General features: G+C 71.1%; 20 protein-coding genes and 1 tRNA gene. 6 read left to right on the forward strand and 15 right to left on the reverse strand.

The window, feature by feature from the left end; genetic code table 11:
* Nucleotides 1–12: 12 nt before the first annotated feature.
* The 6 genes from ABZ915_RS10510 to ABZ915_RS10535 form a co-directional block, all read right to left on the reverse strand.
* Nucleotides 13–900: an HAD hydrolase family protein gene (locus ABZ915_RS10510; RefSeq protein ID WP_361798999.1), complete on the reverse strand. Its 888-nt coding sequence runs from the start codon at nt 898–900 to the stop codon at nt 13–15.
* Between the two features lie 71 nt (nt 901–971).
* The gene (locus tag ABZ915_RS10515; RefSeq protein WP_361799002.1) at nt 972–1,883 is read right to left on the reverse strand and encodes an LLM class flavin-dependent oxidoreductase; all 912 of its coding nucleotides are present in this window, start codon (nt 1,881–1,883) and stop codon (nt 972–974) included.
* 42 nt (nt 1,884–1,925) lie between these two features.
* Entirely contained in the window at nt 1,926–2,384 is a 459-nt protein-coding gene (locus tag ABZ915_RS10520; RefSeq protein ID WP_361799005.1) for a hypothetical protein, read from the reverse strand.
* Between the two features lie 12 nt (nt 2,385–2,396).
* On the reverse strand, nt 2,397–2,945 hold the full coding sequence (locus tag ABZ915_RS10525) for an RNA 2'-phosphotransferase (RefSeq protein ID WP_361799008.1): 549 nt from the start codon (nt 2,943–2,945) through the stop codon (nt 2,397–2,399).
* 175 nt (nt 2,946–3,120) lie between these two features.
* Nucleotides 3,121–4,878: an SDR family oxidoreductase gene (locus ABZ915_RS10530; RefSeq protein ID WP_361799011.1), complete on the reverse strand. Its 1,758-nt coding sequence runs from the start codon at nt 4,876–4,878 to the stop codon at nt 3,121–3,123.
* The gene (locus tag ABZ915_RS10535; RefSeq protein WP_361799014.1) at nt 4,875–5,717 is read right to left on the reverse strand and encodes a M24 family metallopeptidase; all 843 of its coding nucleotides are present in this window, start codon (nt 5,715–5,717) and stop codon (nt 4,875–4,877) included. Before ABZ915_RS10535 ends, ABZ915_RS10530 begins: the two co-directional genes overlap by 4 nt.
* A gap of 214 nt (nt 5,718–5,931) precedes the next feature.
* Here ABZ915_RS10535 and ABZ915_RS10540 point away from each other — a divergent pair, with 214 nt between their 5' ends.
* The 6 genes from ABZ915_RS10540 to ABZ915_RS10565 all read left to right on the forward strand — a co-directional run bounded on the left by ABZ915_RS10540 (nt 5,932) and on the right by ABZ915_RS10565 (nt 10,120).
* A complete protein-coding gene (locus ABZ915_RS10540; protein ID WP_361799501.1) occupies nt 5,932–6,897 on the forward strand; it encodes an ABC transporter ATP-binding protein in 966 nt (321 codons plus the stop codon).
* A complete protein-coding gene (locus ABZ915_RS10545) occupies nt 6,887–7,792 on the forward strand; it encodes an ABC transporter permease subunit (protein WP_361799017.1) in 906 nt (301 codons plus the stop codon). The genes ABZ915_RS10540 and ABZ915_RS10545 overlap by 11 nt, the downstream gene beginning before the upstream one ends.
* Complete coding sequence (locus tag ABZ915_RS10550) at nt 7,792–8,703, forward strand: ABC transporter ATP-binding protein (RefSeq protein ID WP_361799020.1); 912 nt, start codon at nt 7,792–7,794, stop codon at nt 8,701–8,703. The genes ABZ915_RS10545 and ABZ915_RS10550 overlap by 1 nt, the downstream gene beginning before the upstream one ends.
* Nucleotides 8,704–8,713: 10 nt before the next feature.
* Nucleotides 8,714–9,433: an ABC transporter permease gene (locus ABZ915_RS10555; protein ID WP_361799023.1), complete on the forward strand. Its 720-nt coding sequence runs from the start codon at nt 8,714–8,716 to the stop codon at nt 9,431–9,433.
* A 95-nt stretch (nt 9,434–9,528) separates the two neighbouring features.
* On the forward strand, nt 9,529–9,747 hold the full coding sequence (locus ABZ915_RS10560) for a hypothetical protein (protein WP_361799025.1): 219 nt from the start codon (nt 9,529–9,531) through the stop codon (nt 9,745–9,747).
* 267 nt (nt 9,748–10,014) lie between these two features.
* Nucleotides 10,015–10,120 (forward strand) — tRNA-OTHER (locus tag ABZ915_RS10565).
* Nucleotides 10,121–10,139: 19 nt separating this feature from the next.
* On the opposite strand, the gene ABZ915_RS10570 is transcribed toward ABZ915_RS10565, so the two are convergent.
* From ABZ915_RS10570 to ABZ915_RS10610, 9 genes are all read right to left on the reverse strand, one after another.
* Nucleotides 10,140–10,943, reverse strand: coding sequence for an HAD family hydrolase (locus ABZ915_RS10570; RefSeq protein WP_361799028.1), 804 nt, complete (start codon nt 10,941–10,943; stop codon nt 10,140–10,142).
* The gene (gene serS, locus ABZ915_RS10575) at nt 10,940–12,217 is read right to left on the reverse strand and encodes a serine--tRNA ligase (RefSeq protein ID WP_361799031.1); all 1,278 of its coding nucleotides are present in this window, start codon (nt 12,215–12,217) and stop codon (nt 10,940–10,942) included. Before serS ends, ABZ915_RS10570 begins: the two co-directional genes overlap by 4 nt.
* Nucleotides 12,218–12,726: 509 nt before the next feature.
* A complete protein-coding gene (gene pheA / locus ABZ915_RS10580) occupies nt 12,727–13,659 on the reverse strand; it encodes a prephenate dehydratase (protein WP_361799034.1) in 933 nt (310 codons plus the stop codon).
* 79 nt (nt 13,660–13,738) lie between these two features.
* Nucleotides 13,739–15,106 carry an iron uptake transporter deferrochelatase/peroxidase subunit gene (efeB, locus tag ABZ915_RS10585; RefSeq protein ID WP_361799037.1) on the reverse strand — a complete coding sequence of 456 codons (1,368 nt, stop codon included), beginning with the start codon at nt 15,104–15,106 and terminating at the stop codon, nt 13,739–13,741.
* Between the two features lie 8 nt (nt 15,107–15,114).
* On the reverse strand, nt 15,115–17,088 hold the full coding sequence (locus ABZ915_RS10590; RefSeq protein ID WP_361799040.1) for a copper resistance protein CopC: 1,974 nt from the start codon (nt 17,086–17,088) through the stop codon (nt 15,115–15,117).
* Nucleotides 17,089–17,101: 13 nt separating this feature from the next.
* Entirely contained in the window at nt 17,102–17,554 is a 453-nt protein-coding gene (locus ABZ915_RS10595) for a copper chaperone PCu(A)C (RefSeq protein WP_361799043.1), read from the reverse strand.
* Entirely contained in the window at nt 17,551–18,204 is a 654-nt protein-coding gene (locus ABZ915_RS10600) for an SCO family protein (RefSeq protein ID WP_361799046.1), read from the reverse strand. Before ABZ915_RS10600 ends, ABZ915_RS10595 begins: the two co-directional genes overlap by 4 nt.
* 91 nt (nt 18,205–18,295) lie before the next feature.
* The gene (locus ABZ915_RS10605) at nt 18,296–19,039 is read right to left on the reverse strand and encodes a YcnI family protein (protein WP_361799504.1); all 744 of its coding nucleotides are present in this window, start codon (nt 19,037–19,039) and stop codon (nt 18,296–18,298) included.
* A gap of 167 nt (nt 19,040–19,206) precedes the next feature.
* A complete protein-coding gene (locus ABZ915_RS10610; RefSeq protein ID WP_361799049.1) occupies nt 19,207–20,109 on the reverse strand; it encodes a hypothetical protein in 903 nt (300 codons plus the stop codon).
* Nucleotides 20,110–20,114 lie beyond the last annotated feature (5 nt).

Raw genomic sequence — 20,114 nt, forward strand, 5'->3', positions numbered from 1 at the left:
CGCCCCGACCCCTTACAGCCGTTCCGCCAGCAGCCGCTCGATGATGACGGCGACCCCGTCCTCGTTGTTGGCCACTGTCCGTCCCGAGGCGGCGGCCACGACGGCCGGGTGGGCGTTGCCCATGGCGTAGGACTGGCCCGCCCAGGTCAGCATCTCCACGTCGTTGGGCATGTCGCCGAACGCGACGACCTCCTCGTGGGAGATCCCGCGCTCGGCGCAGCACAGGGCGAGCGTGCTGGCCTTGGAGACGCCGGGGCCGCTGATCTCCAGCAGGGCGCTGGGGCTGGAGCGGGTGACGGTGGCCCCGTCGCCGATGGCGAGGCGGGCGACGGTGAGGAACGCGTCTGGGTCCAGCGTGGGGTGGTAGGCCAGGATCTTCAGGACGGGCTCGTCGGGGGCCGCGCCACCGGGGGCCAGCAGATCCTCGGCGGGTGCGAGGTCGTCCGGTATCTCCATGTGGAGCTTCGGGTAGTCCGGCTCCTGGTGGAAGCCGTACGTCTGCTCGATCGCGTACACCGTGCCGGGGGCCGCGTCGCGCAGCAGACGTACGGCGTCGAGCGCGTTGGGCCTGGCCAGCTCGCGCACCTTCACGAAGCGGTGGGTGCCGGGGCCGCCGTGCAGGTCGACCACGGCGGCGCCGTTGCCGCAGATCGCCAGGCCGTGGCCGTGGACGTGCTCGCTGACGACGTCCATCCAGCGGGCGGGGCGGCCGGTGACGAAGAAGACCTCGATCCCCGCCTCTTCGGCGGCGGCCAGCGCGGCGACCGTCCGGGGGGAGACGGACTTGTCGTCGCGCAGCAGGGTGCCGTCGAGATCGGTGGCGATCAGCCGCGGCGGGACGGCGCGGGCCGGGGTCTCTGGCTGTCGAGTCGCTGAGGTCACCGCGCCATTCTCGCGCATATGCCCGCACGGCCGTGCGGGACTTCGCACAGTTGAGTCACGGCCGGTGCACGGACCGCACTCGGCCGAGGTCAGCGCAGCTGTGCCGGGGCCTCCATGGCGATCTGCTCGAAGACCTTCTCGTCGGCCGCGAAGACGGAGTCGGGGATGGGCCAGTGGAGCACGATCTCGGTGAAGCCCAGCTCCTGGTGCCGGCCCGCGAAGTCCACGAAGGCGTCCAGGGACTGAAGGGGGCGGCCGCGGTCCGGGGTGAAGCCCGTGAGCAGGATCTTGTCGAGCCCGGCCGTGTCCCGGCCGATCGCGGCGCAGGCGTCGGCCAGCTTTCCGACCTGTCCGCGCAAGGCCTCGACCGACTGCTCGGGCGTGCCGTTCTCGTACAGCTTGGGGTCGCCGGTGGTCACCCACGCCTGGCCGTGCCGCGCGGCGAGCCTCAGGCCGCGCGGGCCGGTGGCGGCCACCGCGAAGGGCAGCCGGGGGCGCTGGACGCAGCCGGGTATGTTGCGGGCCTCGTGCGCCGAGTAGAAGTCGCCCTCGTACGACACCCCGGCCGGGCCGTCCTCGGTCAGCAGCCGGTCGAGGAGCGGGACGAACTCGGCGAGCCGGTCGGCCCGCTCGCGCGGGGTCCAGGGGTCCTGCCCGAGCGCGGTGGCGTCGAAGCCGGTGCCGCCCGCGCCGATGCCGAGGGTGACCCGGCCACCGGAGATGTCGTCGAGGGAGATCAGCTCCTTGGCCAGCGTCACCGGGTGCCGGAAGTTCGGGGAGGTCACCAGCGTGCCCAGCCGGAGCCGGTCGGTGACGGACGCGGCGGCGGTCAGCGTCGGTATCGCACCGAACCAGGGGCCGTCGCGGAAGCTGCGCCAGGACAGGTGGTCGTAGGTGTACCCCGTGTGGAAGCCCAGCTGCTCGGCCCGCACCCAGGCCGAACGGCCGCCCTCGTTCCAGCGGCGGTACGGAAGGATCACGGTGCTCAGACGCAGACTCATGAGCTCGACCCTAAAGGCCGGTCCTTGTTTCACGTGAAACGGTCACCGCACGCGGCTGCTCAGCCACGGACTGAGACTGATCAGCGGCATGTACTCCTTGTGCGTACGGTCACCGGGGAGCGGGACCACCAGGAAGTAGCCCGGCGGGAAGCGGCGTGCCTTGACGTACGCCAGGCGGCCGAAGACGGAGCGGAGGAAGGCGGGTACGTCGTCGCGCGGGATGTCGGGGCACTCGACGCCCTCGACGGCGATCAGTGCGTCGTCCTCGGGATACAGCCGCACGGTCACCCTGGGCGAACCGCCGAACTCGACGAAGGCCTCGTGCGGGAGTGAGCCGTCGGGGTCGATGGTGACACCGACACCCGCCGCGGTGCGGCGCGAGGTCTGGTCGGCGCCGATGTCGTGAGTGACCTCCATCTCACGGGCGTACTCGTCGGCGATGGCACGGCAGGCGGCGACGGCGGCTTCCGTCGTGGGGAGGCGGTCCATACGACTGATCATGCCGGACAGAGGTCAGTGCGCTGTGGGGAACCGCAGGTACTGCGGCGGCACGGCCTTCGTCAGCCACACCCCGTTCGCGCTGACGTGGAAGACGTGGCCGTCGCGGTGCATGGCGGCCGCGTCGACGGGGAGGACGACGGGCCGGCCGCGGCGGGCACCGACCCGCTCGGCCGTCTCACGGTCTGCCGACAGGTGCACGTCGTGCCGGTTCATGGGCCGCAGGCCCTCGGTGCGGATCGCGTCCAGGTTGCGGGCCACGGTGCCGTGGTAGAGGTACGCCGGCGGCGTCGCCGGGGGCAGTCCGAGGTCGACGTCGATGCTGTGGCCCTGGCTGGCGCGGATCCGGGTGCCCTCGACCGCGAACCGCTTCTTGTCGTTGACGGCCACCACGTGGCCGAGTTCCTCACGCGTGAACCGGAACCCGTGCGCGGCGGCCGCGGTGATCAGCGTGTCGATCTCGACCCAGCCCCCCTCGTCGAGCGTGAGGCCTATCCGCTCGGGCTGGTGGCGCAGGTGCTTCGAGAGGTACTTCGACACCTTCACGGTGCGTCTTTCGTCCATCCCCTCAGCATGGCGGGAGAGACGGGAATCACGCATTTTGTTTTAGCGGTGAGGTTTGGTCCACAAGCAAGTGCGGTTATCCACAGGCTGGTTGGTGATTCTGTGGACAACTCGCGGCCGTTCCAGGGGAGTTCGCCGAGAAGGGGAGTTCACCGAGAAAGGGAGTTCACCGAGATCACAGGCGCGGCTCCACCCGGGCGAGCGCCCGCAGTGCCCCCGGCAGGAAGCGGGACAGCAGGTGCGCGCCACGGGCCTCCGGCGTCACCGGAACCAGGGGCTTGTTGCGGGCCACCGCGTCCAGGACGGCGTCGGCGACCTTCTCCGGCGGGAAGTTGCGCAGGCCGTACAGGCGGGTGGTCCGTTTCTGGCGCCGCTTCTGCTCCTCGGCGTCCACGCCCGCGAAGACGGCCGTCGACGTGATGTTGGTGTTGACGAAGCCGGGACAGACCGCCGTCACGCCGATGCCCTGGCCGGCCAGCTCCGCCCGCAGGCACTCGCTGAGCATGAGCACCGCCGCCTTGGAGGTGCTGTAGGCGGGCAGCACCCGGGAGGGCTGGTACGCCGCCGCGGACGCGATGTTGACGATGTGGCCGCCCTGCCCGCGCTCGGCCATCCGCGCGCCGAAGAGACGGCAGCCGTGGATGACTCCCCACAGGTTGACGTCCAGGACCCTGCGCCAGTCGTCCGGTGTCGTGGCGAAGAAGGAGCCGGACAGGCCGATGCCCGCGTTGTTGACCAGCACGTCGACCACGCCGTGCTCGGCGGCGACCCGCTCGGCCAGTTTCTCCATGGCCTGCTCGTCGGAGACGTCGACCGGTTCCGCCCAGGCTCCCGGTGCGCCGAGCAGCAGGGACAGCTCCGCGGTACGGGCGGCGGCCTCCGCGTCCCGGTCGACGGCCACCACGCGCGCGCCGGCCTCCGCGAACGCCAGCGCCGTGGCCCGCCCGATGCCGCTGCCCGCGCCGGTCACCAGGACCAGCTGACCGGCGAAGCGGTCGGCGTGCCGGCCGGTCGGCCTCGGCGCGGGGCTGCCGTCCTCGACGCCCGTGACGAACTCCCCGATCCAGGCCGCCAGCTGGTCGGGCCGGGTGCGGGGAATCCAGTGCCCGGCCGGGAGCGTATGGCGGGTCAGCCGCGGAACCCACTGCTCCAGGTCGTCGTACAGCCGCTCCGACAGGAACACGTCCTCCAGGGGCGTGATGAGCTGCACGGGCGCGTGCGCGTACGCGTCCGGGCGGGGCCTGCGCAGCCGGAACCGTACGTTGTCCCGGTACAGCCAGGTGCCGTGCGCCGCGTCCGTGGGCAGGGACGGGGTGGGGTAGTCGTCCCCGGGGAACTTCTCCACCCGCCGCAGGATCCTCGGCCAGTGCTTGGCCAGCGGGCTGCGCCAGGCCAGTTCGGGCAGGGCCGGGGTGTGCAGCAGGTACACGTACCAGGACCTGGCGCCCTGGCCGAGGACTTGGCCCACACGGCGGGGCGTAGGGCGCTTCACGCGCGCGTTGATCCAATGCCCGAAGTGGTCCAGGGACGGCCCGGACATCGAGGTGAAGGACGCGATCCGGCCCTTGGTGCGCTCCACGGTGACGAACTCCCAGGACTGCACCGAGCCCCAGTCGTGCCCCACCAGGTGCACCGGCCGGTCCGGGCTGACCGCGTCGATCACCGCCAGGAAGTCGTCCGTGAGCTTGGCCAGAGTGAAGCCGCCGCGCAGCGGTCGCGGTGCCGTGGAGCGGCCGTGGCCCCGGACGTCGTACAGCACGACGTGGAAGCGGGCGGCGAGGCGGACCGCGACCTCGGACCAGACCTCCTTGCTGTCCGGATAGCCGTGCATCAGGACGACCGTCGGCTGTCCGGGGTCGCCCAGTTCCGCCACGCACAGCTCGACGCCGCCCGTGCGCAGCCGGCGTTCGCGCGCACCCTTGAGTACCGTCACCTGTCCTCCGCCCAGCGCCGCACGTGCGGCAGATCGTCGTCCAGCCAGAAAGCGCTCTGCTCGGGATCCCTGGAGTCGGTGACGACCAGGAGCTCCTCGAACTTCGCACCCGTCCCCCGGAAGCCCAGATGCGGCTCGACCGCCCACAAGCCCGGCCTCGGCGGGTGGTCGGAGAAGCGGTACGGCGACCACAGCGGCGACCAGCCCTCCCGGTGACCGTGCAGCGCGTCGCTCGCCAGGCCCTTCAGGGACTGCGTGCCGAACCCGAGGACGTGCGGGGACCAGCGGCGTGGCCTCACCCGGTCCACCTTGTGGGCGATCACCCCGAAGGGATAGGCGCGATGCCGGTTGGCGTAGCCCTGGCGGACCATGAGGCGGTCCACGTCCTCGTAGATCTCGCGCAGCGGGCGCCGCTCGCGCACCTCGCGCAGGATCAGCTCGCGGTGCGCCTGAAGATCGGCCATGAGCCGTTCCTGCACCGGGTTGCCGCCGAGCGAGCCGGAGTAGCCGATGTCCGCGGTGTACCCCTCGTACACCGGTGCCATGTCCAGGATGAACGGCATCCCGGGCTCCAGGCGGCGGCCCGTGGGGAAGAACTGCAACGGCACCCGGAAGCCAGTGAACGCCGTGCGGTCGCCGAACCAGGCGAACGGCAGGTGGAACCAGTCCCGCACGCCCCGCGCGCGCAGCCACTCGCGCTGCATGCGGGCCGCCTCGCGTTCGGTCACGCCGGGCTCCAGCCGGGCCGCCACCGCCTGGGCGCACTCGTAGGCGAGGCGCTGCACGTGCCGGAACCCCGGCAGTCCGGCGGCGAGTCCGTGTGCCACAGCCTTCGTCATGCCACCGCCGTCCGGTCTCATTACCCGCCCGTAACCCGACCCACGCGACTGTTCCAGTTGTTAGATCGATCGTCAATAGCCCGGAAGGCGACCCGGCGGAGGGTGAGACCTCAGGGGGACCCCTAAGGTCCCGTACGACTGGAGTCTGACGCCAAGACTGCTCTCCGGTCTGACGCCCGGCGTGGCCCCCGTCACTACCTTCTATGGCGTGACTGTGATCGCGACCGAAAGCCTGAGCAAGCGGTTCCCCCGGGTGACCGCGCTTGACCGGCTCTCTGTGGACGTCGGACCCGGTGTGACGGGGCTCGTCGGTGCCAATGGAGCCGGCAAGTCCACACTGATCAAGATCCTGCTGGGTCTGTCCCCCGCCACGGAGGGCCACGCCGAGGTGCTCGGCCTCGACGTCGCCACCAAGGGCGCCACCATCCGCGAGCGGGTCGGCTACATGCCGGAGCACGACTGCCTGCCGCCCGACGTCTCGGCCACCGAGTTCGTCGTGCACATGGCCCGCATGTCCGGCCTGCCGCCCGCCGCCGCCCGCGAGCGCACCGCCGACACCCTGCGCCACGTCGGCCTGTACGAGGAGCGCTATCGCCCCATCGGCGGCTACTCGACCGGCATGAAGCAGCGCGTGAAGCTCGCCCAGGCCCTGGTGCACGACCCGCAGCTGGTCTTCCTCGACGAGCCGACCAACGGCCTCGACCCGGTCGGCCGTGACGAGATGCTCGGCCTGATCCGCCGCATCCACACCGACTTCGGCATCTCGGTCCTGGTCACCTCCCACCTCCTGGGCGAACTCGAGCGCACCTGCGACCACGTCGTCGTCATCGACGGCGGCAAGCTGCTGCGCTCCAGCTCCACCACCGACTTCACCCAGACCACGACCACCCTCGCGATCGAGGTCACCGACAGCGACACCCACCCCGACGGCACCCGCGCGGTCCGCGAGGCGCTCCACGCGCGCGGGGTGGACACCCACGCCGAGGGCGCCGGCCTGCCCGGTGCCGGACACATCCTGCTGCTGACCGCCTCCGGCGAGGAGACGTACGACCTCGTGCGCGACGTCGTCGCCGACCTCGGACTCGGCCTGGTGCGCATGGAACAGCGGCGGCACCACATCTCCGAGGTGTTCACCAGCAGCGACGAGCAGCGGAAGGAGGCCGTCGGTCATGGCGGTTGAGCATCCCCCGGCAATGCCGGGCGACCAGACCCGTATCCACAACATCGGCTACCGCAGCTACGACGGCCCCCGCCTGGGCCGCGCCTACGCCCGCCGCTCCCTGTACTCGCAGTCCCTGCGCGGCGCCTACGGCCTCGGCCGCTCGGTGAAGTCCAAGGTGCTGCCGATGCTGCTGTTCGCGGTGATGTGCGTGCCCGCGGCCATCATGGTGGCCGTGGCCGTCGCCACCAAGGCGCACGAGCTGCCGTTGTCCTACACCCGCTACGCGATCGTCATGCAGGCCGTGATCAGCCTGTACGTCGCCTCCCAGGCACCCCAGTCCGTCTCGCGCGACCTGCGCTTCAAGACCGTACCGCTGTACTTCTCGCGGCCCATCGAGACCGCCGACTACGTACAGGCGAAGTTCGCGGCGCTCGCCTCGGCGATGTTCGTCCTCACCGGCGCCCCGCTGCTCGTGATGTACGTGGGCTCGCTGCTCGCCAAGATGGGCTTCGCCCACCAGACCGAGGAATTCGCCCAGGGACTGGTCGCCGTGGCCCTGCTCTCGCTGCTCTTCGCCGGCATCGGCCTGGTCATCGCCGCCGTCACCCCGCGCCGCGGCTTCGGTATCGCCGCCGTGATCGCCGTGATGACCATCTCCTACGGAGCGGTCTCCACCCTCCAGGCCATCGCCGACGCCCACGGCAGCACCGGCGCCATTCCGTGGATCGGCCTCTTCTCGCCCATCACCATGATCGACGGGGTGCAGTCCGCCTTCCTGGGCGGCACCTCGGCCGCCCCCGGAGGGGTCGGCCCGTCCAGCGGACAGGGCGCCGTGTACGTCCTCGTCGTCCTGGGCCTGATCGCCGCCGCCTACGGCCTCCTGATGCGCCGCTACAAGAAGGTGGGCCTCTGATGACGACGCTCTCCATCGACCACGTCTCCCGCTGGTTCGGCAACGTGGTCGCCGTCAACGACATCACCATGACCATCGGCCCCGGCGTCACCGGCCTGCTCGGCCCCAACGGCGCCGGAAAGTCCACCCTGATCAACATGATGGGCGGCTTCCTCGCCCCCTCCACCGGCACCGTCACCCTCGACGGGCAGCCGGTGTGGCGCAACGAGGAGATCTACAAGCAGATCGGCATCGTCCCCGAGCGGGAGGCGATGTACGACTTCCTCACCGGCCGCGAGTTCGTCGTCGCCAACGCCGAGCTGCACGGCCTGGGCGACAAGGCCGCCCAGCGTGCCCTGGCCACGGTCGAGATGGAGTACGCGCAGGACCGGAAGATCTCCACCTACTCCAAGGGCATGCGCCAGCGCGTGAAGATGGCCTCGGCGCTGGTCCACGACCCGTCCCTGCTCCTGCTGGACGAGCCCTTCAACGGCATGGACCCGCGCCAGCGCATGCAGCTGATGGAACTGCTGCGGCGGATGGGCGACGAGGGCCGCACGGTGCTGTTCTCCTCCCACATCCTGGAGGAGGTCGAGCAACTCGCCCGGCACATCGAGGTCGTCGTCGCCGGACGGCACGCGGCCAGCGGCGACTTCCGCAAGATCCGCCGCCTGATGACCGACCGCCCCCACCGCTACCTGGTGCGCTCCAGCGACGACCGCGCCCTCGCGGCCGCGCTGATCGCCGACCCGTCGACCGCCGGCATCGAGGTCGACCTCGCCGAGGGCGCGCTGCGCATCCAGGCGGTCGACTTCGGCCGCTTCACCACCCTGCTGCCGAAGGTCGCCAGGGACCACGGCATCCGGCTGCTCACGGTCTCGCCGTCCGACGAGTCCCTCGAGTCCGTCTTCTCGTACCTGGTCGCGGCGTAGGAGGCCCACGATGTACGACCCCACAGTCGCCCGGCTCACCTACCGGGCCCTGCTCGGCCGTCGCCGGGCCCTCATCCTGGGCGCCCTGCCCCTGCTGCTGATCGTGATCTCCGTGGCCGTGCGCGCGCTGACCGGAGCCGACGACCAGACGGCCTCCGACGTCCTCGGCGGCTTCGCGCTCGCCACGATGGTGCCGATCATCGGTGTCATCGCGGGCACCGGGGCGATCGGACCGGAGATCGACGACGGTTCGGTGGTGTACCTGCTGTCCAAGCCGCTGAAGCGGCCGACGATCATCCTCACCAAGCTGATCGTGGCGATCGCCGTGACCATGGTGTTCTCCGCGGTGCCGACCATGATCGCGGGCCTGATCCTGAACGGCAACGGCCAGCAGATCGCCGTCGCCTACACCGTGGCCGCGCTGGTCGCCTCGATCGCGTACGCGGCGCTCTTCCTGCTGCTCGGCACGGTGTCCCGGCACGCCGTGGTGTTCGGGCTGGTCTACGCCCTCGTCTGGGAGGCCCTGTTCGGCTCCCTGGTGCCCGGCGCGCGCACGCTGAGCGTCCAGCAGTGGTCGCTGGCCGTCGCCCACAAGGTCGCCGGCGGGGACCTGGTCACCTCGGACGTCTCCCTGGCCACGGCGTCGGTGCTGCTGGTGGCGGTCACCGTGCTGGCCACCTGGTACGCCGGGCAGAAGCTGCGGTCGCTGACCCTGGCGGGCGAGGAGTAGGCGCCGCCCGTCGCCTTGACGGGGACTTCTTGACGGGGACTTCACCTGCGTCCGGGCAGACTGGACAAAGCGGATGAACGGCTAGGAGGCCGGGGATGGCAGAGGAGACACCGCAGAACGGCGCCTGGGACGACGTCGTCCTGGACGACGCGTTCATACGGGGCGCCGAGACCTCCGAGCCGTCCGCGAGGGCCCGCATGCTCGCCGCTCGCTGGCGCGCCGAGTCACCGGAGCCGCAGCCCTGGCGATCGGACGAGCCGCCGGCGGGCTGGTTCTTCAGCAAGGCACGTCGTCGCAGATGGCGGCGCCGGTAGCGGCCCGGGGCCGCGGTTAATTCAGTGGCGTCCAACTCGGCGGCGGGGCAGAGTGGTTGTGCCCCATCCGCCGGGAGTGTCCCGGCGCCACATTCTGGGAGAGGAGCCGGGCGATGTCCATGCACGACAGTACGTCCGGCTCCCGACAGGGCAGCCAGCGGCGGGCTCCGGTGTAGTTACCCCACTGCGGAGCCCGCCCCGCACGGGGTGCTGCCCGGGGCGGCCGCTTCGAGCACGCGATGTCGCTCTCGCGTGGGCCGCCCACCCGGAGGATTGGCCGAGTGGTAAGGCACTGGCTTGCGCTGTGTTCCATCAGAAGCAAGTCAAGGTCGGGCCTGAAAAGCCCGCGCACGTTCGATCCGTGCATCCTCCGCACAGACGAGGCTGAGAACTCAGCCGAGCAACCGTTCCAGCACCACCGCTATGCCGTCCTCCTCGTTGGAGGAGGTCACCTCGTCCGCGACCGCCTTGAGTTCCTCGTGGGCGTTGGCCATGGCCACGCCCCGGGACGCCCAGCCGAACATCGGGATGTCGTTGGGCATGTCGCCGAAGGCCAGCGTGTCCGCGGCCTTCAGGCCCAGGCGGCGGGCCGCCAGCGACAGCCCCGTGGCCTTGGACAGGCCCAGCGGCAGCAGCTCCACGATGCCCGCACCCGCCATCGCGACGGAGACGAACCCGCCCGCGGCCCGCTGGGCCGCCTCGGCCAGCTCGTCGTCCGACAGCTCGGGATGCTGGATGTAGATCTTGTTCAGCGGGGCGCTCCAGAGGTCCGACGCGTCCGTGAACGGTATCGAGGGCAGCGTGCCGGTGACCGCGTAACCCGGGCCCACCAGCACGTCGCCGTCCAGTCCGTCGCGGCTCGCCGCCAGGTACAGCGGACCCACCTCGGCCTCGATCTTGGCGAGCGCCACGCCCGCCAGCTGGCGGTCCAGGGTCACGGAGGTCAGCAGGCGGTGCTCGCCGGCGTGGTAGACCTGCGCGCCCTGACCGCAGACGGCCAGGCCGTCGTAGCCGAGGTCGTCGAGGATGTGCCGGGTCCAGGGGACCGCGCGGCCCGTGACGACGATGTGCGCGGCGCCCGCCGCGGTGGCCGCGGCGAGCGCCTCACGCGTGCGCTCGGAGACCGACTCGTCGGAGCGCAGGAGCGTCCCGTCGAGGTCGGTGGCGATGAGCCGGTAGGGAAAGCTCTCGCTCACTTGGCGACCGGCTCCAGGACCTCCCGGCCGCCCAGGTACGGGCGCAGCACCTCGGGCACCCGCACGGAGCCGTCGGCCTGCTGGTGGTTCTCCAGGATCGCCACGATCGTGCGCGGTACGGCGCACAGCGTGCCGTTGAGCGTCGCCAGCGGGCGGACCTGCTTGCCCTCACGGACCCGGATCGACAGGCGGCGGGACTGGAACTCGGTGCAGTCCGAGGTCGAGGTCAGCTCGCGGTACTTGCCCTGGGTCGGGATCCACGCCTCGCAGTCGAACTTGCGTGCGGCCGAGGCGCCGAGGTCGCCGGTGGCGACGTCGATGACGCGGAACGGCAGCCCGAGCGAGGTCAGCCACTGCTTCTCCCAGTCCAGCAGGCGCTGGTGCTCGGCCTGCGAGTCCTCGGGAGTGACGTAGGAGAACATCTCGACCTTGTCGAACTGGTGGACGCGGAAGATGCCCTTGGTGTCCTTGCCGTGCGAGCCGGCCTCGCGGCGGAAGCACGGCGAGAAGCCCGCGTAGCGCAGCGGCAGCCGGTTCCCGTCGATGATCTCGTCCATGTGGTACGCGGCCAGCGGCACCTCGGACGTGCCGACCAGGTACAGGTCGTCCTTGTCGAGGTGGTAGACGTCCTGGGCCGCCTGGCCGAGGAAGCCGGTGCCCGCCATGGACTGCGGGCGGACCAGCGCCGGGGTCAGCATCGGGGTGAAGCCCGCGGCCGTCGCCTGGGCGATCGCCGCGTTCACCAGCGCCAGCTCCAGCAGGGCGCCGACGCCGGTCAGGAAGTAGAAGCGCGAGCCGGAGACCTTCGCACCGCGCTCCACGTCGATCGCGCCGAGGAGCTGGCCCAGCTCCAGGTGGTCCTTGGGCTCGAAGCCCTCGGCGGTGAAGTCGCGGATCGTGCCGTGCGTCTCCAGCGTGGCGAAGTCCTCCTCGCCGCCGACGGGCACGTCGGGGTGGACGAGGTTGCCGAGCCGGAGCAGGAGCTGCTGGGTCTCGGCGTCGGCCGCGTCGCGCTCGGCGTCGGCGGACTTGACGTCGGCCTTCAGCTGCTCGGCGCGCTTGAGCAGGTCGGCCTTCTCGTCACCGGTGGCCTTGGGGATGAGCTTGCCGAGCTGCTTCTGCTCGGCGCGCAGCTCGTCGAAGCGGACGCCGGACGACCTGCGCCGCTCGTCGGCGGACAGGAGGGAGTCGACGAGCGCGACGTCCTCTCCACGGGCGCGCTGGGACGCGCGCACACGGTCGGGGTCCTCACGGAGCAGGCGAAGGTCAATCACGCGGTCAAGGCTACCGGTGCGGCGTTCCGGCTCACGACTCGGTATTCCGAACTGCGGTGGACTACGGCTTACATACCGTTATGGGGGAATTGCGCATCGTGTCAATAAGTGCCGTCTCACTCCCTGGGACGGGGTATGTGAGCGGCGGCACATTGACTCGATTCCCTTGTGGGAAACGGGACTTGGCGGCCCGGTTGTCCACAGCGGCGGGCGCCTCCCGAAGAGTTATCCACAGGCTGTGCGGAAGGCCTGTGGACTTCGGAATTGATCACTCCGGAAGCGTCGAACGGAGTGAAGAATTCCCGGCTCAAACTGCCCTGACACCCACTTTCGGGTGGAAAAGGGTCGCCCCAAAAGATGAACCAAAGGAAACGGGTGGACGAAGGGTGATGTGCCTGATGGTGGCCCTGGTTGCCGCCGGTAGGCCGATTTGTCGACGAAGTCGCCCTGCTCTGTCGACTTGTCCCCAGGTACACATGGGGGCCTGTGGATAACTCCTGTGGATAACGCTAGAAGCGCCCGTCCTGGCATCGCGCGACCCAGTCCGACGCCGCCATGAACTCCTCGTCGGACGTCCCGGGCAGGGCGGGCCGTACTCCTTCCGGTGCGATGTCCGCACGCGGGTACGAGCCGAGGAACCGTACCTGTAGACAGATCCGCTTCAGCCCCATCAGCGCCTCGGCCACCCGCCGGTCGGAGATATGGCCCTCGGTGTCGATGCAGAAGCAGTAGTTGCCGATGCCGGCGCCCGTCGGGCGGGACTGGAGCAGCATGAGGTTGATGCCCCGGCTGGCGAACTCCCCGAGCAGGTCGCGCAGCCCGCCGGGGTGGTCGTCACGCTGCCAGAGCACCACCGACGTCTTGTCCGCGCCGGTCGGGGCCGCGGGCCGGGCCGGGCGGCCCACCAGCACGAACCTCGTCTGCGCGTTCTCCGCGTCGTGGATCTCGGTCTCCAGGGCGGTCAGGCCGTACCGGGCGGCCGCGAACTCACCGGCGAAGGCAGCGTCGTACCGCCCCTCCTGGACCAGCCGGGCGCCGTCCGCGTTGGAGGCGGCGGACTCCCAGACGGCTTCCGGGAGGTTGGCCTTGAGCCAGTTGCGGACCTGGGGCTGGGCGGCCGGATGGGCGGTGACGGTCTTGATGTCGGACAGCTTGGTGCCCGGCCGGACCAGCAGCGCGAAGGTGATGGACAGCAGCACCTCGCGGTAGATCATCAGCGACGCGCCCGCGACCAGTTCGTCCAGGGTGGTGGTGATGCCGCCCTCGACGGAGTTCTCGATCGGTACGAAGGCGGCCTCGGCCTCTCCGGCGCGCACGGCGTCCAGCGCCGACTGCACCGAGACGTATGGGATCAGCTCCCGGGTGGCCGCCTCCGGAAGCGTGCGCAGGGCGACTTCGGTGAAGGTGCCCTCAGGGCCGAGATAGGCATAGCTCGCTGGCATGTCCTCACCCTAATGGCCGCGCGCGAACCCGGCCCCGGTGTCTCACGACTGCCCCCGTCGGGAGTGAACCGGCGTGACTTCACCCCTCCAGCAGCCGTTGCCCGACGTATTCTCCCCGGGCGGCGCCGCCGGGTACCGCGAACAGTCCGCTGGCCTCGTGCCGGATGTACCGGGACAGGGCGTCGCCCCGGTCGAGCTTGCGCTGTACGGGCACGAAGCCGCGCAGCGGATCCGCCTGCCAGCAGACGAACAGCAGGCCCGCGTCGGGCGTCCCGTCGGGGTCGATGCCGTCGTGGTACGAGAACGGGCGCCGGAGGATCGCCGCGCCCCCGTTCTGGTCGGGCCGGGTGATGCGGGCGTGGGCGTTGAGCGGGACGACGTAGTCGCCCTTGGCGTCCGCCTTCTCCAGGTCCATCGCGGTCGTCTCGGTGCCGCCCGACAGCGGCGCCCCGTTGGACTTGCGGCGTCCGATGACCGCCTCCTGGGCCGTGGTGGACAGCTTCTCCCAGTCGTCGAGGAGCATGCGGATCCGGCGTACGACGGCGTAGGAGCCGCCCGCCATCCAGACGGGGTCGCTAGAGCCGGAGGCCGGGACGAAGATCCGCTTGTCGAAGTCGGCCTCGGCGGGCTTGGGGTTGCGGGTGCCGTCGAGCTGGCCCATCAGATTGCGGGCGGTCATGGGGTGGGCGGTGGCGCCCGGGGTGCGGTTGAAGCCGTTCATCTGCCAGCGGACCCGGGCCGCGCTCCCGGCGTCCTTCTGGATCGCGCGCAGGGCGTGGAAGGCGACGAGGGCGTCGTCGGCGCCGATCTGTACCCAGAGGTCGCCGTTGCTGCGGGCCTTGTCGAGGTGGTCCGAGGAGAAGTCGGGAAGGGGGTCGAGGGAGACCGGGCGCTGCTTCTCCAGGCCGGTCCTGCCGAAGAAGCTGTGCCCGAAGCCGAAGGTGATCGTCAGCGACGACGGCCCGGCGTCCCGGGCCACGTCGGTGTCGTCGTGTGCGGCCGCCTCGCCTGCCATCAGCCGCTCGGCCGTGGCCGACCACCGGCGCAGCAGTGCCGCCGCCTCCTTGCGGCCCGCGCCCGCCGCGAGGTCGAAGGCGACGAGGTGGCCGCGGGCCTGGAGGCCGTCGGTGATGCCGGGCTGATGTTTCCCGTGAAACATCACCCGGTCGGCGCCCACCGTGGTCAGCGGTGTGGCTCCGGCGGGGGCGGCGGCGTACCCCACGGCCCCGCCCGCCGCACCGAGCACGAGGCCGGTGGCGCTGGCCGTGCCGAGGAGCTTGCGGCGTGAGAGGCCGTCCCGTGCGGAGCCGCTGTCGCGGACCTCGGCCACGGCGGTGCCGGATTCCAGGGACGTGTCGGATTCCAGGGACGTGCCGGACTCCACAGCGGTGCCGGACTCCACAGCGGCGTCGGAAGGACGAGCCTTCGGGATGGACTGGTCAGCCATGGTGCGGTTCAGCCGATCTGCGCGTTCTTGGAGACGGTCACCTGGTCGATGTCGGAGGTGCGCACGGTCACGGCGATCTTCCATTCGCCGGCCATGGGGATCTGCACCCCGGTCGCGGCCCAGTGGCCGGTCGTGATGTGGTCGGGGGTCACGGGCAGCGGCCCGATCTTCCTGGCGGTGAGGGTGAAGGCGACCTTCACCTCGGGGATGTCGAAGGCGCGGCCGTTGGGCCGCTGGACGTAGACGTGCATCTCGTTGCCGCCCACGCGCGCGGGGTCGAAGTCGAGCCGTACGACGCCCTTGCCGTCCTGGCCGCCGGTGTCGAACGGCATGTCCAGGGTGAGCGCGCCGGAGGAGGACGACGAGGACGACGACGAGGAGGACGAGGACGTGGCCGCCTTGGCCTCCTGCTCCGTGCGGCCCGGTTCGGTCTGCGTGAGCACCGTGGTGACCGCCAGCAGGACCACGGCGACGCCCGCCTCGGCGAGGACCGAGCGGCGCAGACCGAAGCGGCCCGGGTCGGCGTCCCGCATCCGCTTCTCCCGGGCGGTGTCCTCGGCGGCGCGCTGCCGGGCGAGCTGGGCGGCGCGCTTGTCGTCCCCGGCCGCGGCGGGCGCGGTCACGCGCTCCTTCACCTCGGCCTTCACTTCGGCCTTGGCCTCAGCCTCAGCCTTGACCTCGGCCTCGGTCTCGGTCTTCGCCCGTGCCTTCGTGGCCTTGGCGGACTGCTTCTGCGCCTTCGACACGGGCGCCGGGTCGGCGAGCCGTGCCGTCCACCGCCGGGAGATCGCCGCGATGCCGACCAGCAGTGCCACGAGCCCGATCTTGACCAGCAGCAGCTGTCCGTACCGGGTGTCAGTGAACGCCGACCAGGAGCCGAGCTGGCGCCAGGACTGGTAGACGCCGGTCGCGACCAGCGCGGCGACGGAGCCGAAGGCGAGGCGGGAGAAGCGGCGGACGGCCGAGGTGTCGACCGGGGTGTCGGCGGGTGCCCGGTAGAGGGCGACCAGGAGGGCGGTGAGCCCGCCCAGCCAGGTGGCGACCGCCAGCAGGTGCACCACGTCGACCGGCATGGCGATGCCCGGCTGGAGCCCGGTCGAGGCGTGCTCGGCCATCGCCCAGCTCGCCGCGAGCCCGGCGGCCACCACGGTGCCGCCGATCGCGAGCCCGAAGGTCAGGTCGCGCTTCTCCTCGTCCTCCCGCTTGTCGTAGGCGCCGAAGAGGACGGCGATGAAGAGTGCCGCCGCGGCGAGCAGCAGCAGTCGGGAGACCAGCGCGGCGCCGGTCTTGGTCTGCAGCACCTGGCCGAGCAGGTCCAGGTCGAAGATGGCGCCGACCTTGCCGGAGCTGGTGTAGGAGCCGCGCAGGAGCAGCAGCCAGAGCGTGGCCGCGGTGATCGTGAGCCAGCCGCCGACGACGAGCCGCTGCATGGCCCGTACCCCGGAGCCGCGCTGCCAGCAGGCGAGCACGAAGGCCGCGCCGCCGACCAGCACGATGTAGCCGGCGTACGACATGTACCGCCCGAACCCGTACAGCCAGCCCACGATGCCGCCGCCCGCGGTCTGGCCGGAGACGGAGACGGTGGTCTGGGACGGGGCCCCGACGGAGAAGGTGTAGGCGCCGGACACCGGGTGGCTGTCCGCCGAGACGACCTGGTAGGCGACGGTGTAGGTGCCGTCGGGCAGGCCGCTCTTGAGCTGCACGGCGTAGGTGGTCCCGCTGATGTTGGACGGCTTGCCGACGTCGACGTTCTTGCCCTTGGGGTCGAGGACGTGCAGCGAGTCGTCGTTCATCGACACCTGCTCGGAGAAGGTCAGCGACACCTGGGTGGGCGCCTTCTTGACCACCACCCCTTGTGCGGGGTCGCTGCCGGTCAGCGCGGCGTGCGCGGAGGCGGGCCCCGCACCGGCCAGCAGCGCGCCGGTTACGGCCAGGAACAGCAGCACCAGGGTGCGCAGGCGGGGGGTGATGGTCCGCGTCAAGGTGGTCCCTCCCTCAGTGTCCGGTCGACGGGTTGTACGTGGCGGACTTCACCGGCATCTCGACGGTGAGGGGTCCGGACTTCGCGAAGCTGAGCTTCAGGGTGATCGTCTGGCCCTGGGTCGGCCGGTGCTTCAGCTTCTCGAACATCAGATGGTTCCCGCCGCTTTTGAAGACGAGTTGACCATGGGCGGGGACGGGAAAGGAGGTGACCTGCTCCATCGCGCCGCCGACGGTGTCGTGCATGGTGACGTCACCGGCGGTGTCGCTGGTGACCGAGGTCAGCTCGTCCTTCGTGCCGCCCTTGTTGACGATCGTCAGGAAACCGGCCGCCATGTCGGCCGAGACCGGCTGGGGCATGTAGGAGGAGTGGACGGACAGCTCCGCCTCGGCGTCGGCGGAGCCGCCGCAGCCGGCGAGCGCCAGGGTGCCGGCGGCCGCCGTGACGAGCAGGGCGGAACGCCTCACGGCTTGGCTCCCTTGATGATCTTGGGGAGGTCCTTGGTGTAGTCGTCGACCGTGGCGTCCTCGCCGTAGAGGAGGTATCCGCCGTCGGTCTTCGGGGAGAAGGCGATGACCTGGGTGCCGTGGACGGAGACGACCTTGCCGTTCTTGTCCTTCTTCGTCGGCTCGATGGAGATGCCGAGGGAGCGGGCGCCGGCCTGGATGGTGGAGAAGTCGCCGGTCAGGCCGATGAACTGGGGGTCGATGCCCTTCAGCCACTTGCCGAGCTCGGCGGGGGTGTCGCGGTCGGGGTCGGTGGTGACGAACACCACCCGCAGCTCGGCCTGTTCGGCCTTGGGCAGCGCCTTCTTGGCGACCGCGAGGTTGTTCATGGTCAGCGGGCAGACGTCGGGGCAGTGGGTGTAGCCGAAGTAGACGAGTGTCGGCCTGCCCTTGGTCTCCTCGCGGAGGTCGTACTTCTTGCCGTGGGTGTCGGTGAGGACGAGGTCCGGCTTCTCGAACGGTTGGTCGAGAAGGGTGGCGGCCTTGTCCGAGCCGGACTCCTCGGAGACCACGGCGATGGGCGACTTGCCGTCGTCGCCGGTGCCGCAGGCGGAGAGGGTCAGGGTGGCCGCGGCGAGCAGCGCGGCCGCGGCGAACGTCTTGTTGCGCATGGAAATGTCCCAGAGTAGAGAGCTCCGGCGCGCACCGGGGCCGTGCGCAAGCGTGGCACGGGCCCCTGTGCGCGGTGCGGAGGGGATGGGGTCAGGCGGTGGTCCGGCGACGCCCGGCGAGCACGCCGTAGGCCACGCCGGCGGCGCCCACGACGATGCCGACGACGCCGAGCACGCGCGCGGTGGTGTCGCTGCCGCCGGAGTCGCCGGAGGCGGTCTCGGTCTTCGCGTCCGCCTTCTCGTCCGTCTTGTCGGAGGCGTCCTCGGCGGTGCTGGAGCCGTGGGAGTGCCCGTCCTCGGAGGCGGCGGCGAGTTCGAGCACCGGGGCGGGGTTCTCGGGCTCCTCCTGGCCGTCCTGCTGGACCTCGATCCAGCGGACGGTCTCCTTGTTCGAGTAGGTCTGGATCGCCTTGAAGACCAGTTCGTCGGTGTCCTCGGGCAGGGCGCCGACGGACAGCGGGAACTTCTGGAAGTAGCCGGGCTCGATGCCCTTGCCGTCGGCGGTCCAGGTCACCTTGGTGACCGCCTCGCTGATCTTCTCGCCGTGCATCTCCATCGGCTTGGCCAGCTTGGACTTGGTGACCTTCACCTGCCAGCCGTCGATCGGCTGCGGCATCACCGAGGCCAGCGGGTGGTCGGCGGGGAGGCTGACCTCGACCTTGGTGGTCGAGGCCTTGTCGCGCTCGTTGGGCACCTTGAAGTCGATGACCGCGTAGCCGCCCTTGGCGGCCGTGCCCTCCGGCTGCACGCTGACGTGCGCGAAGGCGGGGGCGGACAGGGCGAGCACGGAGACGCCGGCGACGGCGGTGGCGGCGGCGAGACGGGAAGCCTTGATGGCCTTCATGAAAGACAGCACTCCACTCTGAGTGAGTCCCGGGTGAGTCCCCGGTGAGTTCCGGGTGCGTTCCGGGTGGATTCCGGTGATGAAGAGGGGCACGCGCGCGTGGCGCGACGGCGGTCCCTCTCCGCACGGGATTCGTGTGGAGCGGCTCTCGTGTCGCGTCAGGCGGCGAGGTCGAGTGCGGCGGCGGGCGGCGGGCCGCGCCGGATCACCGTGTGCTGGAGTGCGGTGGTGTGCGGGGCGGGTGCGTCGTCCGAGGCGGTACGACGCTCACGCGCGCGCGGGTCGGGAGTGCCCGGGAGCCCGGCACACAGGGCGCGTGCCAGTGCGAGCGCCCCGCGCAGGGAACGTACGAGCGCCCCCTCGGCGACTCCGTGCACCGAGAGGTCCAGCAGCCGCAGCACCGCCAGATCACCGCGGCGCAGCAGCCAGCCGACGGCGACGGCCGCGATGAGGTGGCCGAGGAGCATCGGCAGGGAGGGCAACAGGGACAGCAACAGGGAGAACAGCGAGGCGGAGGAGCCCGTGGCGTCCGCCGCGTGCCGCATGGTGCTCATGCCCGTGCCCGCCGAGGAGCCCAGGTCCGCCCCGGTGGCCAGGTGCGCGTCGGCGAGGAGCCGGTACGCGTGGGCGGGCGTCAGGGAGCCCGCGCTGCTCCCGCACAGCAGCCGGGCGGCGCGGGCCACGAGGGCCTGGTCGCTCATCCCGGCCGAGGCGCCCATGGACCCGGTGGCTGTCGACCGCATGGATGCCGCGGACATCGCGCCGGAGGCCGTCGCGCCCATGGCGTGCTCGGCCAGCCCGAACAGTGTGTGCAGCGCGATCTGCCCCAGGGCGAGCAGCGCCGCGATCCCCGGCAGCGAGCGGTTCCGCCCGGCGAGCGGGGCCACCAGTACGAGGGCGGCCAGGAAGCCCGCGCCCAGCGTCCACAGCGGGACGGCGGCGCAGGCGGCCAGGCTGTGCCCCGCCGCGGCCAGCACGACGCAGACCGCGGCGAACACCGAGGCCCGCAGAATCCGGAGCTCCGCTCCGGTGCGCGTCGTGCACGGGTGGGGGGCAGTCATGGCGG

This window comes from Streptomyces sp. NPDC046915 (genome assembly GCF_040644935.1).
Taxonomy (GTDB): domain Bacteria; phylum Actinomycetota; class Actinomycetes; order Streptomycetales; family Streptomycetaceae; genus Streptomyces.

Bases quoted from the DNA above. Each gene is read 5' to 3' on its own strand.
- ABZ915_RS10510 (WP_361798999.1), bottom strand. From the start codon at position 900: ATGCGCGAGAATGGCGCGGTGACCTCAGCGACTCGACAGCCAGAGACC.
- ABZ915_RS10515 (WP_361799002.1), bottom strand. From the start codon at position 1,883: ATGAGTCTGCGTCTGAGCACCGTGATCCTTCCGTACCGCCGCTGGAAC.
- ABZ915_RS10520 (WP_361799005.1), bottom strand. From the start codon at position 2,384: ATGATCAGTCGTATGGACCGCCTCCCCACGACGGAAGCCGCCGTCGCC.
- ABZ915_RS10525 (WP_361799008.1), bottom strand. From the start codon at position 2,945: ATGGACGAAAGACGCACCGTGAAGGTGTCGAAGTACCTCTCGAAGCAC.
- ABZ915_RS10535 (WP_361799014.1), bottom strand. From the start codon at position 5,717: ATGACGAAGGCTGTGGCACACGGACTCGCCGCCGGACTGCCGGGGTTC.
- ABZ915_RS10545 (WP_361799017.1), top strand. From the start codon at position 6,887: ATGGCGGTTGAGCATCCCCCGGCAATGCCGGGCGACCAGACCCGTATC.
- ABZ915_RS10550 (WP_361799020.1), top strand. From the start codon at position 7,792: ATGACGACGCTCTCCATCGACCACGTCTCCCGCTGGTTCGGCAACGTG.
- ABZ915_RS10555 (WP_361799023.1), top strand. From the start codon at position 8,714: ATGTACGACCCCACAGTCGCCCGGCTCACCTACCGGGCCCTGCTCGGC.
- ABZ915_RS10560 (WP_361799025.1), top strand. From the start codon at position 9,529: ATGGCAGAGGAGACACCGCAGAACGGCGCCTGGGACGACGTCGTCCTG.
- pheA (WP_361799034.1), bottom strand. From the start codon at position 13,659: ATGCCAGCGAGCTATGCCTATCTCGGCCCTGAGGGCACCTTCACCGAA.
- efeB (WP_361799037.1), bottom strand. From the start codon at position 15,106: ATGGCTGACCAGTCCATCCCGAAGGCTCGTCCTTCCGACGCCGCTGTG.
- ABZ915_RS10600 (WP_361799046.1), bottom strand. From the start codon at position 18,204: ATGCGCAACAAGACGTTCGCCGCGGCCGCGCTGCTCGCCGCGGCCACC.
- ABZ915_RS10610 (WP_361799049.1), bottom strand. From the start codon at position 20,109: ATGACTGCCCCCCACCCGTGCACGACGCGCACCGGAGCGGAGCTCCGG.